12 protein-coding genes are annotated in these 14,711 nt (G+C 57.0%); 3 read left to right on the forward strand and 9 right to left on the reverse strand.

The genetic code is table 11. From position 1 onward, the window contains the following. Window positions 1–8 precede the first annotated feature (8 nt). From RRU01S_RS19290 to lptF, 8 genes are all read right to left on the reverse strand, one after another. Window positions 9–455: a type II toxin-antitoxin system VapC family toxin gene (locus tag RRU01S_RS19290; RefSeq protein ID WP_045231837.1), complete on the reverse strand. Its 447-nt coding sequence runs from the start codon at window positions 453–455 to the stop codon at window positions 9–11. Next, a complete protein-coding gene (locus RRU01S_RS19295) occupies window positions 448–702 on the reverse strand; it encodes a type II toxin-antitoxin system Phd/YefM family antitoxin (protein ID WP_045231838.1) in 255 nt (84 codons plus the stop codon). The genes RRU01S_RS19290 and RRU01S_RS19295 overlap by 8 nt, the downstream gene beginning before the upstream one ends. 78 nt (window positions 703–780) lie before the next feature. Next, on the reverse strand, window positions 781–1,611 hold the full coding sequence (gene rsmA / locus RRU01S_RS19300; protein ID WP_045231839.1) for a 16S rRNA (adenine(1518)-N(6)/adenine(1519)-N(6))-dimethyltransferase RsmA: 831 nt from the start codon (window positions 1,609–1,611) through the stop codon (window positions 781–783). Beyond that, window positions 1,611–2,630 (reverse strand): 4-hydroxythreonine-4-phosphate dehydrogenase PdxA, encoded by a 1,020-nt coding sequence (gene pdxA / locus RRU01S_RS19305; protein ID WP_045231908.1) that lies wholly within the window; start codon window positions 2,628–2,630, stop codon window positions 1,611–1,613. The genes rsmA and pdxA overlap by 1 nt, the downstream gene beginning before the upstream one ends. A 17-nt stretch (window positions 2,631–2,647) precedes the next feature. After that, complete coding sequence (locus RRU01S_RS19310) at window positions 2,648–3,592, reverse strand: SurA N-terminal domain-containing protein (protein ID WP_045231840.1); 945 nt, start codon at window positions 3,590–3,592, stop codon at window positions 2,648–2,650. 293 nt (window positions 3,593–3,885) lie between these two features. After that, a complete protein-coding gene (locus RRU01S_RS19315; RefSeq protein WP_045231841.1) occupies window positions 3,886–6,258 on the reverse strand; it encodes an LPS-assembly protein LptD in 2,373 nt (790 codons plus the stop codon). Next, window positions 6,258–7,346 (reverse strand): LPS export ABC transporter permease LptG, encoded by a 1,089-nt coding sequence (gene lptG / locus RRU01S_RS19320; RefSeq protein ID WP_045231842.1) that lies wholly within the window; start codon window positions 7,344–7,346, stop codon window positions 6,258–6,260. Before lptG ends, RRU01S_RS19315 begins: the two co-directional genes overlap by 1 nt. Beyond that, on the reverse strand, window positions 7,343–8,512 hold the full coding sequence (lptF, locus tag RRU01S_RS19325) for an LPS export ABC transporter permease LptF (RefSeq protein ID WP_045231843.1): 1,170 nt from the start codon (window positions 8,510–8,512) through the stop codon (window positions 7,343–7,345). Before lptF ends, lptG begins: the two co-directional genes overlap by 4 nt. Window positions 8,513–8,788: 276 nt before the next feature. On the opposite strand from lptF, the gene RRU01S_RS19330 reads away from it, so the two are divergent. The 3 genes from RRU01S_RS19330 (at window position 8,789) to RRU01S_RS19340 (ending at window position 12,014) form a co-directional block, all read left to right on the forward strand. Then, window positions 8,789–10,279 (forward strand): leucyl aminopeptidase, encoded by a 1,491-nt coding sequence (locus RRU01S_RS19330; RefSeq protein WP_045231909.1) that lies wholly within the window; start codon window positions 8,789–8,791, stop codon window positions 10,277–10,279. A gap of 32 nt (window positions 10,280–10,311) precedes the next feature. Further along, window positions 10,312–10,761, forward strand: coding sequence for a DNA polymerase III subunit chi (locus RRU01S_RS19335; RefSeq protein ID WP_045231844.1), 450 nt, complete (start codon window positions 10,312–10,314; stop codon window positions 10,759–10,761). Window positions 10,762–11,024: 263 nt separating this feature from the next. Beyond that, window positions 11,025–12,014, forward strand: a complete 990-nt coding sequence (locus tag RRU01S_RS19340) for a carbon-nitrogen hydrolase family protein (protein ID WP_045231910.1) — start codon at window positions 11,025–11,027, stop codon at window positions 12,012–12,014. A 143-nt stretch (window positions 12,015–12,157) separates the two neighbouring features. Here RRU01S_RS19340 and RRU01S_RS19345 read toward each other — a convergent pair whose 3' ends face one another. Next, window positions 12,158–14,593, reverse strand: a complete 2,436-nt coding sequence (locus tag RRU01S_RS19345; protein ID WP_045231845.1) for a glucose/quinate/shikimate family membrane-bound PQQ-dependent dehydrogenase — start codon at window positions 14,591–14,593, stop codon at window positions 12,158–12,160. Between the last annotated feature and the right edge of the window lie 118 nt (window positions 14,594–14,711).

The following is a 14,711-nucleotide window of genomic DNA, read 5'->3' on the forward strand; positions in this document are numbered from 1 at the left end:
TCAACTGGTTATTTGAAGCACTCCGGTAGATCGACCTTAATCGCAAGCGGAAGGAAGTGCTTCAAGTTTTCCGTCACGACCGTTAAATCATACGCCTTTGCCGTAGCAGCAATGATCAGGTCGCTGACGCCAGGGTTGTGTCCCGCGCTGGTGGCCGCATCGGCCAGGGCTCCAACAATACGAGCGACGACGATGTCCATGGGCAATATTTGTTCGTAAAAATTTTCGGTGATTGCGGCCAGCCACCTATTCAATCTGTCTGCTCGCTCAATTCCACCCCGACGGTAAAGGCTACGCGCTCCCTTCTCGATTTCCGCTATTGTCATCGCTGAAAGGTAGAGGCTTCCGTTTTCACCTTTTTCGTGAAACCAGGCGCGGACCTCTTCAGAAGGCGTTATCTTGTCCGGGGCAAATTTCGAAATGATGTTTGTGTCGAGCAGGAAACCATTACTCAAAATCGGTTTCTCTCATTTCCGACGGATGACGACTTACGTTCGCTCCGCCTGGATAACTCAGTAAAAGATCACCAAAATTAGGGCGGCTCTTGTTGAGTATACGTTTGGCAGCATCTGCCGCTTCGACGGATACCAGTACCGCCGCGGGTTTGCCATGACGGGTTATGGTAACGAATTCTCCACTGGCAGCCTCGTCAACAAGGCCAGCAAAACCAGCCTTGGCTTCTGCAACGCTGACACTTGACATGAGTGACTCCAAATTGACTATATATGGTCAAAATAGTCGCGTGGCCGCTGAAAATCAACCGTTGCGTAGGGTGCCTATCTACAGGCTGTTCGCCAACCGCACGAATTCCTCGACAGACAAGGTCTCGGCCCGTCGCGTTGGATCAATACCAGCCTTTTCCAAAAGCGCTTCACCACCGATGGATTTCACGCTCTGGCGCAGCATTTTGCGGCGTTGGCCGAAGGCGGCTTCGGTGACCTTTTCGAGATTGGCCACATCGCAGGGCAGGGGCTTGTCTCTCGGCAGCAGGTGGACAACGGTCGATGTTACCTTTGGCGGTGGGCTGAAGGCCTGTGGCGGGACGTCGAAAGCCATTTCCGGCACGGTGCGCCAACCGGCGAGAACACCGAGGCGACCGTAGTGATTGTCGCCTTGTTCAGCCACGATGCGCTGCCCGACTTCCCTTTGGAACATCAGCGTCAGCGATAGCCAGAAGGGCGGCCACTCTTTCGGCAGCAGCCAGTTGATCAGCAACTGCGTTCCGACATTGTAAGGAAGGTTTGCGATGATGCGGACCGGTTCGCCCTTGGGAACCATGGTCTCGAAGTCCGTCTTCAGCGCATCGCCTTCGATGACATCGAGACGCCCTGGATAATGATCGGCGATTTCGGCCAGAGCAGGGAGGCAGCGGCTATCGCGCTCCACGGCTATGACCTTTTTCGCACCCAAGGAGAGGATGGCACGCGTCAAGCCACCGGGGCCGGGGCCAACTTCGAAAACAGTCACGCCATCGAGTGGACCTGCCGTGCGCGCGATTTTTTGCGTAAGGTTGAGGTCGAGCAGAAAGTTCTGCCCAAGCGATTTCTTGGCATCAAGACCGTGGCGCTGAATAACGTCACGCAGCGGCGGTAGACCGTCAATGGCTGCCATTATGCGCTTACCTGACGCGCAGCGATGTCAGCCGCCATCTTCAGGGCTGCGACGAGGCTTGATTCGTTGGCGATGCCCTGTCCCGCAATCCCGAAGGCCGTCCCGTGATCCGGCGACGTGCGAATGAAGGGCAGGCCCAGCGTGACATTGACCGAGTCGTCGAAGCCAAGCGCCTTGGCAGGGATCAAAGCCTGATCATGATACATGCAGATAGCCACGTCATAGCGCTTGCGTGCGCCATCATGGAACATGGTGTCGGCAGGCAGAGGGCCGAATGCATCAATACCCTCTTTTCGAAGCTGGATGGTGGCAGGATGGATGACGGCGCGATCTTCAAGGCCAATGGTGCCATCTTCGCCCGCATGCGGGTTCAAACCCGCAACTGCGAGACGAGGGGCTTCCAGCCCGAATTTATCTCTCAAATCAGTAGCCACGATACGGCATGTTTCAATAATCAACTCTTCGGTCAGCGCGGCTGCCACGTCGTTAAGCGGAATATGAATCGTCACCGGCACGACGCGAAGCTTTGGACCCGCGATCATCATGACAGGTTTTACCGTTTGTCCCGTCAGTTTAAGCGCGAGTTCCGCCAGGAATTCGGTGTGTCCGGGAAAACCAAAACCAGCCTCGTACAGCACTGACTTGGCAATGGGGTTGGTCACAACAGCGGCTGCGCGCTTTTCGACCGTGAGAGCAACGGCCGTTTCGATGGACTTGATGGTGGCGAGCGCCGTCCCGACATGCGGCTGGCCGATCTGCACCTCAAAACCAACGGGAATGGGAAGCACCGGAAGCGCGGTTGAAAATACCGACAACGCCTGCTCAGGCTCGCAGGCCTGAACCGTGATATCATGACCGAGCAAATGCGCACGCGCAGAAATGACGTCCGGGTCGCCGATCAACATGAAGGGTGGCAAGCCGAGTTCATGGCGTTTTGCCCAGGCACCGACCGTAATGTCGGGGCCGATTCCGGCAGGGTCGCCCTGGGTGAGCGCGATGGGCAAGTCAGGCAATGTCACAACTTCGGCTTTCACAATCAGGTGCTGGTGATCTGGGCTTTCTTACGCAGTTCTTCCAGATACTTCTTTTCGTTGGGGTTTTCACCCTTTTCGGCCTTCGTCAGGTCTTCAGCACGGAAAACCACCTCAGCGGCATAGTCGTCCGACACCTGTTGCTTTTTGCAGACAGCCAGGTACTCCACGCCTTTTTCCGTGACACGCGTTCCGGTGGTCCCGCCTTCAGGTGTTTTCTGGACGAGCTCTTTCCAGTCGGCGGGCAGTTCCGGCTCAAGCATGCGGCCGAGATCCTTGATCGCAACGTCGAGCATGGTCGCCGCGAAGGTCTTTGCCTGCTCGCAGCCGGGGTAACGCTTGCGTGACGCTTCCGCTTCGGACTTGCGCTTGCCGGTAATGGATTTGCGCTTCGCTTCCGGAATGACGAAAATAACCTGCTGCAGGAAATATTCTGTCGTGACGGGTTTTTGACCGCGCTCTTTCAGCCGGGTCACAAAATCCTGTGTCGACATCTTGTTGCGCCCGCCATAGCGCGCGTTGACGAGGCGTGGCCAGCTCATCTGCACGGCGATGAAGGATTTGAAGTGTTCAGCGCCAACGCCTGCCTGCGCCAGAACCTTGGTCAACTGATCGGTAGTCATCTTGTTCGTAGACGCGAAACGGGCAAAGGACGCATCGACATCCGATGTGCTGACGGACATTTTGACGCGCGCAATCTCTTCGCGCTTCAACGCCTCGTCGATGAGCTGCTCACGTGCCTTTTGTGGCAGATTACCGGATTGGCGCTGCAACTTTAAAAATGCCGTGCGGCGCGCGATATCGTCACTGGTGATCGGCGTCTTGTTGACGACGACCCTCACGGCGCTTTCCGCAAAGGCCTGATGCGCCGGCAGCGCGATAACCATGGGAACCGCGAAAATCGCAAAGGCGAATGCTACGCTGCGCAACGCCGTCTTTCCGAATTTCATCCTGTTCTCTCCCTGTCGATATGTCGGTGAGCAACGCTACGACCGTGTTTTTTGAATATCTGGGTTATCGGATGAAGCGGATACCACCGCCCGTCAACCGACAAACTGTATTTTGTTGCAGTTTTACCGTAAACGCGGACATCTATATCATTGGAATGATTGGAACGGCAATCGTCACAGCAAAGCGACACTGAAGATATGTTGCGGCAAAACGGTGGCGTGGTGTTGAAACCTGCGTTCACACTTGCGTAAAAACGAAAGCGGCGAAGTTTTCACTTCGCCGCGCGCAGACCTTAGTAATTGTTGGGCTTCCAGCCGATATCGGCGTCGTCCCAGTCGGTGCCGGCTGATCCGACGGTGATATCTCCGAGAGTTCTGAAGGCCAAGCGGGCGTTGATGGACCAGTCATTGGCCGACTCGCGAACCGTGTCGAGGTTACCCTTGTCCGAATAGCTGACCGTGAAGATCGTGCATTCGTCCTGATAGAGAACGCCGATGCGGCGTTCACTCGAAAATTTGTTGTTCAGATCGTAGTTGATGGCGCCAAACAGCGACCAGTTATCGTCCATGCGCAGCTTGCCTGAGGCCTGGACGATGTCGCGTTTTCTGTCATAGCCATAGTCAGGCTGCGCATCGACCTGCGTGTAGCTGACTTTGCCGGAAACGCGGTTGTCGGTGTAAGCGACGCCCGTTTCAGATCGGTTGACTTCCAGGCTGTCCTTGTCGAAGCGAAGGCTTGAGGATAGCGACAGGCCGATAGGCGCATCGATCGCGGCCATTGCAACATAGTCGGAACGATCCGTTTCCAGACCAGAGTCCGCACCCACATTCACCAGATCGTTCTGGGCAAACGGGTTTTGACCCGCCAGATGGAACGACTGACCGGCGATCGCGCGAATGCCATAACCATTGTCGAAGGTGCCGTTGTAGCGGAAGCCGATATTGGCGCGTGTGCCGCCTTCGATGCGGTCGAAGCCCGAAAACTTGTCGCGCTCGAAAAGGTTGGTCGCATCAAAAACGAATGCCTGGGAATCTTCGTTCGGAAGCTCACCGGCATATCCTTCATTCGGTCGAACGAAGATTTGCGCGATCGGCTCGATCACATGGTTGCTGTGAAGCGCGGTGAACAGAATTGGGTAACGGGCCTCAAGGCCAAACGTCGCCATTCCGCGCATGCTGGCATCATTGTTGATGGTACCGTCGTAATTCAGAGACGTACCAAAGCTGTTTGCGGACATATCCGTCCACAACGCGTCTCCGCGCGCAGCCAGAAGAGGAGTCAGCAGCAAACCGCTGTCGAAGGTAAAGGTACGCTTCCATTCCGCTTCCGTGGACAGGCGTGTGTAGCTGCCTTCAAGACCATTGTAGCGAATGGAATCGCCCAGATTGTAGGCGTCCTGCTTTTGCCGTGTCAGGCTCGTGAAGTTGGTCGTCAGCGAAAGCTCACCGCCATAAACGGGATCCGGCAGGAAATAACGGTAGTCTACGGCCGGGTGAACGATTGCCTGCTTGCGCTCTTCAGACTCCGAATCGTCGGTGTCCTGCACGTTGAAGTAATAGGCGTTCGCATCGAAGTGGTTACGCTCGCCAATGCCTGTCAGGTACAGCTTGTTGGTCTGAACGTCGCTGTTGTAGTCTTTCAAATCATAGGTGCGCGAGAAGTTGTTGTCTGTCTGAACCATGGCGTCCCAGCCGAAGGTCCAGCGCGGATTGATATTGAACTCGCCCTTGGAAGCGATCATCGCACGTGTATCGTTTTGTGAATCGCTTGTATTGGGGTCGAAGTCTTGCGGGTTCATCTGGTTGATCCCAGCCGCACGCAATGTGTGCGAACCGGACTCAAATTTCTGGCGCAGCTCACCCTCCAGCAGCAAACCCTGCGAGGTGTAATAGGTCGGCGTGATTGTCAGGTCCGACGTATCGGACAGCACCTGGAAGTAGGGAACGCCGACACCGAAGCCAAGATTGTCGGTCACGCTCATGCGAGGGAACAGGAACCCGGACTTACGCTTTACAGTATTGTCGGGGACCGTGATGAAGGGAAGGTAGGCAATGGATTTGCCGAACAACTCGAAACGAGCTTTCTCCAGGCGAATCGTATGCGTCTTGCCGTCCTGAATGACGCGCTCTGCTTTGACCTGCCACAACGGCGCCTTTTCAGGCCGCTCGGCGCAGGGAAGGCAGGCGGTGTAGACGCCGTTGTTCAAAATCATCACGTCTTGAGAAAGACGCTCCGCGCTTTCGCCGGCGATGCGGGTGTTGTCGGTCGTTTCCACGCGCAAGGCGTTGACGAAGCCCTGACCGAAGTCGTCGGTGACATCCAACTCGTCCGCATATATGCGATTGCCGCCCGGTTCGATCAATTCGATGTTGCCACGGGCAAGCACCCGACCGGTCGACTGATTGTATTCCACACGCTGCGCCACCATGCGATAGCCGGTGTAATGCAGGCGCACGCCGCCGGTCGCGATGACGCGTTCGGAATCTTTATTATAGGTAAGTTCGTTTGCTGTAAGCAGGAGTTTTGATTGGTCTTGAGGGTCGCCTACAATGACACCGTCTTCAGCAAAAACGCTGGAAGCGGTAGCCACATATGCGCACACAGCAGCACCAGTCAGAAGGGCTGTCGCAAGCCGTCTGATATTCCCGCGGTCAAATACCGCCACTAGCCGTCCTCCTGATGAAGCAGAATAGTTGCCCCCAATGCCAACGCCACGACGACTGGAACCCAGACCGCAACGAAGGGAGGAACAACACCGCTACTCCCGAATGCCCTTACGAGCACGGTTACTACATAAAGCACGAAGCCGGAAACGATTCCACCCAGAATCACGGAGCGAGACTGTGCGAAACGGCTGAACTTTAATGAAACAGTCGCGGCGATCAAGGTCATCGCCACGAGAAGAAAAGGCATGGACAACAGGAAGTGGTACTGTGTTTCCAGCGCCTTTGAAGAGATGCCGAAGGACTGCGCAACCTCGATCTTGTGAGAAAGATCAAAGAAAGCAACGGTTTCCGGCTGCGTCAGGCGTTCCTGAACGAATTCCTGTCTCAGATTGGTACTGATTCGAGCAGACGATTCCCGGGTTGGAACATGGCCCGGCCTGATCTCTGCAACGTTGTTAAGAAGCCAGTAACCATCTTCCAACTTAGCCGACTGTGCATCCTGCCGAAGGAGGATATTGCCGTCCTTGTCGAGGTGTATGAGCACCACATCCTTGAGCAGGGTACCGTTGTCCTCGAAGCTCTTGGCGCCGATGATCGTATCCTGCCCGCCGCTGCTCTGGCGCAGCCAGGGAAGGACCTGCTGCTGGCGGGATGATCCACCTTCGTTGCGCCATCCGGCTTCAACGGCGAGCGATTTGCTTTCGCCCCATGCGGCAACCGGGTTGAGGACAACGATGGACAGAATGCCAAGAAGAATGGCACCGCCGACGAAGGGAAGAATGAATTGCCAGGCCGAGATGCCGGCGGCGCGCGTGACCACCAGTTCATAGCGACGGTTCAGCGAGATCAACGTCGTCATGCCGACGAAGAGCGCGATGAAGGGAACGGTTTGCTGCAAAATGAGTGGAAGGCGCAAGGCGGTCAGCCCGAGCGCGGCGGGAACGGAATATCCCGGCAGGCCAGACATACGTCTTGCTGTTTCGCTGAAGTCGGCCAGAAAAATGATGGCCGAAACGCCCAGCAAAAACCAGAAGGTGGTCATCGCGTAGCGTCGCAGGAAATAACGGGCGAGGGTCCCAAACATCATGCGCCTTGCCCTCCCGAGCCGGAGGTCTTGGACGGCGACATACGCTTCTGGAGGTTCTGCAAGGCATTGCTGAACGCGCAGGGCATGCGCAGTTTCTGGCCCGTCATCAAAAGAAACGTTGCGATGCCGCCGCTGACGAGCGGCACGGCGTAAACCAGCGGAATGAAGGCAGCACTCTGCTTGACCTGATTGGTGAAATAAAATCCGAGCCAGCGCAGCATGAACGCCGTGAGCAGTGCGGCCACCATGGGATGCAGCCGCGCCTCACGGTGGGAGCGCGCATCGGCGGCGACCACCAGCGAGATCAACGCAAAGACGAACGGGAACATCCAGTCGACGAGACGGCGATGCAGTTCCGATTGGAAGCCACCGGGTGCCTTCCGATAACTTTCGACCGTCTCGTCCGGCGAGAGCAGGAAAGCCAGACTCGCATCGCTGGACGAAATCGACGGCTCGGCGTCTCCCTTTTCAGACATGGTCGACAGGTCGAAGGCATAGGACAGGAACTTGACGACGGAGACTTTGCCATCTGGTGTTTTCTGCTGCACTTCACCATCACGCATGGTCAATGACGTGCCGCCTTCATCGATCATGCCTTCCTTGGCATAATAGATGAGGTCGTAATTCGGATCACGACGGTCCGCCACGAACAGGCCGCGCAGGATACGCCCCTGGCGTTCGCCGATCTGGACATAAAGGCCGTCCTGAATGGTGCGGAACGTTTTTTCCTCTATCACCGACGACAAGAGGTCCGCATAGGCCGCAGCCACCATCTGCCGCGCTGCCGTGCGGGCGGGTGGCTCTGCAAAATTGGTGATGCCGAACGATACGAGGCTCAAGACCGCGCCGAGAATCAGGATGGGTTTGTAGATGATCCAGCGCGACGCGCCGGACGCATCGATAATGGCCAACTCCGAATCGGTGTTCATCGCCGTCAGCGTTTGCGTGATGGCAATGACCAGCGCGAAGGGCAGAACGACGGGAATGAGCGTCGGCAACAGCATCGTTGCCAGCGTGACGAACGAGCCCATGGACTGGCCGGTATCGGTGACGAGATTGATTCTTTGAAGAACCTGAATCGTCCAGATGATGGCCAGAACGGGCAACAGCGCGACCAGAAACATCTGCGTCGAGCGTCGCAATATGTATCGTTCAAGAAGCGTCATTCAGTCCCTGATGCCGTAATCGCAATGCATGTTCCCCCCGCGGGAACTGCTCTTATCTAGCTGCAACAATCGCGGATGGCGACTCCGCACCGCACACAAATCTGTCTTGTGCGACAATTTTTCTGACGCCTGTGTCTTTTTGTTAATGCGGATTTTTCTCATCCTCGCCTAAGTGATTCACAAAATTGACATGCAAGGATTGGATTGCAGACTTGCGCCGGAGCCGGAAAGAGCCATGATCCGCCGCATCCTGAAATGAGAGTGATGAGCGAGAACATGTCCGCCAAATTCGATATATCCTTTACCAATTCCGCTTCCCTGGAAAATGCCAGCGCTGTTCTGCTGCAGGTATCAGGCGAAAATGCGCCCGCCGGCCAGGCGCAGGTCGATCCCGCTGGTGTGCTTGCCAAGGCAACCAAGGTCGCTGGCTTTACCGCCAAGTCGATGAGCGTGCTGGATGTACTGGCACCACAAGGTTCCGATGCCGACAGAATCGTCGTGATCGGTCTGGGCAAGCCCGCCAAGCTGACGGCGCATGACTGGCTGCGCGCGGGTGGAACGGCGGCTGCGCAGTTCAAGAAGGCTGAAAAGGTCGTCGTCTATCTCGACGCGCTCGGCATTGAGGTCGATTGCAAGGCAGCAGCCGATTTCGCACTCGGCCTTCTGCTGCGGGCCTACAGCTTCGATACCTACAAGACGAAAAAGAAGTCCGACGACGACAAGACACCAAAAAGCGTCGAGGTCACCATCGTAACGGCTGTTCATGGTGAGGCGAAAAAGGCTTTCGAAACGGCAGAGGCCGAAGCCCAGGGCGTCATTCTGGCGCGTGATCTCGTCAATCTGCCGCCAAATGTTCTCGGCCCCGTGGAATTTGCCGAAAAGGCGGAAGAGTTGAAGAAACTCGGCGTCGAGGTTGAAATCCTTGGCGAAAAGGAGATGAAGAAGCTGGGCATGGGCGCTCTTCTCGGCGTTGCTCAGGGCTCCGTTCGCCCGCCACGTCTGGCCATCATGCAGTGGAAGGGTGGCGCGAAGAAAGACGAGCCGATTGCTTTCATCGGTAAGGGCGTCGTCTTCGACACCGGCGGCATTTCGCTCAAGCCCGGTGCAGGCATGGAAGACATGAAGGGCGACATGGGTGGCGCGGCCGCCGTGACGGGCCTCATGCACACGCTGGCCGCGCGCAAGGCCAAGGCAAACGTCATCGGCGTGATCGGCCTGGTCGAAAACATGCCGGATGGCAATGCCCAGCGCCCAGGCGATATCGTCACCTCCATGTCAGGCCAGACCATCGAAATCATCAACACCGACGCCGAAGGCCGTCTCGTTCTGGCAGATGCGCTCTGGTACACCAATGATCGTTTCAAGCCAAAGTTCATGATCAATCTGGCAACGCTGACGGGTGCGATCACCGTGGCACTCGGCAATCTCCAGGCCGGCCTGTTTTGCAACGATGACGAACTGGCCGAACGCTTGACAAGCGCGGGCAATACGACACAGGAAAAGCTGTGGCGCATGCCGCTGGGCAAGGATTACGACAAGATCATCGATTCCAAGTTTGCTGATATGAAGAACAGCTCGGGTCGTCTGGCCGGTTCCGTCACCGCCGCGCAGTTCCTCAAGCGCTTCGTGGGCGAAACGCCGTGGGCGCATCTGGATATTGCCGGAACTGCGATGGGTTCGCCGCTCACCGAAATCAACCAGTCATGGGGTTCTGGTTACGGCGTGCGTCTGCTCAACGAACTCGTTCGCGCGCATTATGAGGATTGAAACTTGACGAGCAAGTCGGTACGGGCGTTTCGATGACAGAGATACTGTTTTACCATCTGACGGAATCGAAACTGGAAGACGCCCTGCCGCCACTTCTGGAAAAATCCCTGGAACGCGGCTGGAAGGTCGCGGTCCAGGCTGTGACGGAAGAGCGCCGTGATGCGCTCGATGTCCACCTGTGGACCTTCCGCGACGACAGCTTCATGCCCCATGCCACAGACGCATCAGACAACACCGCCGTCCAACCGGTGATGCTGACGACATCGGCCGAAAACGCCAACGCCGCCAACGTCCGCTTCATCGTTGACGGCGCAGAGCCGCCACCGGTCGATCCCTACGAGCGCATCGTCTTCATGTTCGATGGATATGATGCCAGCCAGCTGGAAGGCGCACGCGCGCAGTGGAAAAAGCTGAAAGGCGAGGGGCATACGCTAACCTATTGGCAGCAATCGCCGGAAGGGCGCTGGCAGAAGAAGGCTTGAGGGCTGTGTTATCACTTGTTTGGCCGTGGTTACCTGGCCGATCGTTCCAAGGTAGTAACTCTTCGTTGCATCGGGCACCGCTTGACGAATCAATATCTACTAGCCAATTTTACGTCGGCGCAGCCATCGCCTAACCTCCCAGACCTTCCTCAGCATGGTCTTCAACGGAGGCAAAGGGACTTCCGTCTCAGGCTGCTTGTCTTGGTCCGATCGTTTCGGGCGGGTTGCTGGGGGACTGCGTTCGGGACGTGAAAGGCCAGATTATGACCGAAAACGGAAACCTTAAACGCCGAGTGCGTGCCCGTGCCGCCAAAACTGGCGAGTCTTATACCGCAGCTCTTCAACATATTCGCAAGGTGACCGACCGGCCTGTGAGCCGTTCGATACGGATGGCGGTGGCCCAAACATCCTTGTTCGATGATCCCCGCGACGTTTCGGCGCTTCGTGCTAGTGGAACGGAAATGCGCGGCCTCATGCGTGACGCCCATCACGCCGGTGCTCGTCTTTTGCATTTCCCGGAGGGTACAACCTGCTGGCCACATAAACGGATCATGTCCGAAACTGGTCCCCGAGACATCGGGCCTTCCGATTGGACACGGTTCGAATGGAGTACTTTGCGCGAGGAACAGGAAGAAATCCGAAGACTTGCAGGCGAGCTCAGCCTCTGGACGATATTCGGTTCGGTCCATCCGCTCACCCCTCCGCACCGACCACACAACAGCTTATACGTCGTCTCTAATCGTGGAGAGGTGGTGACACGCTACGATGAGCGACTTCTATCGAATACGAAAATCTCGTTCATGTATTCTCCAGGGAAGAAGGCCGTGACTTTTGAGGTGGATGGCCTTCTTTTTGGCTGTGCCCTCGGCATGGAAGCACACTACCCCGAAATATTTATCGAGTACGAGAAACTGAATGTTGATTGTGTCCTCTTCTCTACGGCAGGTGATAGTCCCTCTCACGCTTCGGCATTTGGCGCTGAAGTGCTGGGGCATGCCGCAAGCAATACTTATTGGGTCAGCTATTCCACTCTCGTGCCTCAAAGCACGGCCGTTCCCTCGGGTATAGCTGCGCCGGATGGTCAGTGGGAGGCGCAGTGTCCGTCTAGCGGTTTGCCTGCTATCGCCATCGCTGACATCAAAACCAATCCGGAAAGTCTTGCGCGGCCGTGGCGGCGTAAGGCTCGCAGCAATCTTTATGCTTCTCATCAAATAGAAGGTGATCCAAGAAGCGACGACAGAAACTTATTTTAGTTGATCATCAGTGACTGAAGTGGCCTCCGGCGCTGAACCTTGATTATATTGCAAATGCGAGGACTTCTGGAAAAATCAGGTACTCCCCATAAAAAAATGGCCGGGTCATCCCCGGCCATTTTCATTCCTGATGCTACGCAGTCTTACTTCTGACCAGGCAACGCATACGCAATAACGTAATCTCCACGATCCGGAGATTGCCGTGCGCCGCCTGCGGAGATGACGACATATTGCTTGCCGGTCTTGGGTGACTTGTAGCTCATCGGGCCACCCTGGCTGCCGACTGGCAGGCGGGCTTTCCAGACTTCTTCGCCGGTCGCCGTGCTGAAGGCGCGCAGGTAGTAGTCCTGTGTGCCTGCGATGAAGACGAGACCGCCCTGGGTGGTCATAGTGCCGCCCAGTGTCGGCATGCCGATGGGGATTGGAAGTCCCATCTTGATGCCGAGCGGGCCGGTGTCTTCAACCGTGCCGACCGGAACCTGCCAGTTGATCTTTTGCGTCTTCATATTGATGGCGGTCAGCGTTCCGAACGGAGGCTTCTGGCAGGGAATGCCGAGTTCCGAGAGGAAGCGGTTCTTGTTGACCGCGTACGGCGTGCCTTTCATCGGCACGACGCCCATGACGGTGTTGGTGGCTTCCGACCCGCTGTTGACGGCCGTTGTCGGTGCCGCTTCCTGCATCTGGATCCACAGGCCAAGGCGCATGTCGTTGACGAAGATCGTGTTGGTGTTGGGGTCGATGGAGATACCACCCCAGTTCATGCCGCCCAGTGAGCCTGGGAAGTTCAGCGCCAGATCGGTACCTGGAACGGTGTAGACACCGTCATACCGCATGCTTTTGAAAGCAACACGGCACAGAAGCTGGTCGAACGGGGTTGCCCCCCACATATCGCTTTCGGTCAGCGTCTGCGCGCCGATCTGCGGCATGCCGACGGAAAGCGGCTGTGTCGGCGCGTATTTCTCGTTCTTGATGTTGCCCGGCTTGACGGGAACGTCCTTGACTTCTGTCAAAGGCTTGCCCGTTGCGCGATCCAACACATAGAGCTGGCCAGCCTTGGTGCCGAACACCAGAGCAGGAACGGTGGAACCGTCTGCCTTGGGGAAGTCGATGAAGCTTGGCTGCATCGGGACGTCGAAGTCCCAGAGGTCGTTGTGAACCGTCTGGTAGACCCATTTTTCACGGCCCGTGGTGGCGTCGAGCGCCAGCATGGATGCGCCGTATTTGTGATCGAGCTCTGTGCGTGTTGCGCCATAGAGATCGACCGATGGGCTGCCGACCGGCATAAACACCGTGTTGGACGCCGCGTCATAGGACATGGAGGCCCAGACGTTTGGCGTCGAGCGGGTATAGGTCTGACCCGGAGGCGGGAGCAGCGTGATGTCGGGATTGCCCGGATCGAACGCCCAGCGCAGTTGGCCGGTGATGACGTCGAAACCGCGCATGACGCCGCCTGGCATATCCACCTGCACATTGTCGGCGATGCGTCCGCCGATGACGACGGTGGTGCCAGCAAGCGTCGGTGCCGATGTCAGCACATAGCTTGGGTCGGGCGCATTGCCGAGGCCGTCCTTGAGATTGACGCGACCATTGGTGCCGAAATCTGGGCAGAATGCACCGGTGTCGGCATCAAGAGCGATGAGTTCTGCCGTGATGGTGTTCATCAGGATGCGGCGCTGGCACAGTGCGCCTTCGGCAACGGTTGCTGCGGTGACAGGCGTGGAGCCGGGAAGGTTGGGCTGCTCGAGCGGACGGGTGGCATCGAAATAGGCAAGGCCACGGCAACGCATCCAGACGGATGACTTGGCGTTGATCTCGTTCTTCCAGATTTCCTTGCCTGTATCGGCATCCAGCGCAATCACGTTATTATGCGGTGTGCAAAGGAACACACGGTCGCCGACCTGCAAAGGTGTCTGCTGGTCTTCGGCGCCGCCGCCACCGGGGCTGATGGGGGTGTCGCCGGTGTGATAGGTCCAGGCTACCTCGAGGTTCTTGATGGTGTCGCGGTTGATCTGGTCCAGCGCCACGAAGCGGCTGCCGCCTGCGGTATTGCCGTAATGTTCCCAGTTCTTCTGTTCTGTTTCAGCCGAAACAGGCGTCAGCGCCGGGGCGTCGCCGCTTGCAACAACAGTCGGGTGCGCCACGAACATGCCTGCCATTCCGGCCGCAGACGCGGCACCGAGAAGGATGGCCAGAATGAACGAGCCGGCATAGGCCGGTGTCTTTCCGGCGGCGCGGCGCAGCAGGGGAACGGAAAGCGCAACGACTGTCGCGCCGACCGTCAATGCCAGAAGGCGGGAGATCAGCGGCCAATAGTCAACGCCAACTTCCCAAAGGGACCATGCAATCGTGCCGATGAAAACGAGGCCGAACAGCGTGGCACCAAACGGTTTGCGCAGCGCGATGAGCAGGCCGCCGAGAACAAGGGCGACACCGGAAATGATGAAGTAAAGGCTGCCGCCTTCCATGGCGAGCTTGCCGCCAAAATAGGCGAAGAAGAGGCCGGCAGCGAGAATGACGAGGCCGAGAAATGCCAGCCATATCTTTGAAAGTGCGGATAAGGGTTTCGGTTGGTAAACCATCAAGAGTTCCTGCCTGTTTTAAATTTGGCAGTCAGACAAAACGCCATTGCGCTCTTGGCGAGCAGAAAGGGATTCCGTGCTGACAGATGACACGGTGTCTTGAGCCCAGGTGAGGCTG

It is taken from the genome of Agrobacterium rubi TR3 = NBRC 13261 (genome assembly GCF_000739935.1).
Classification (GTDB): Bacteria; Pseudomonadota; Alphaproteobacteria; order Rhizobiales; family Rhizobiaceae; genus Agrobacterium; species Agrobacterium rubi.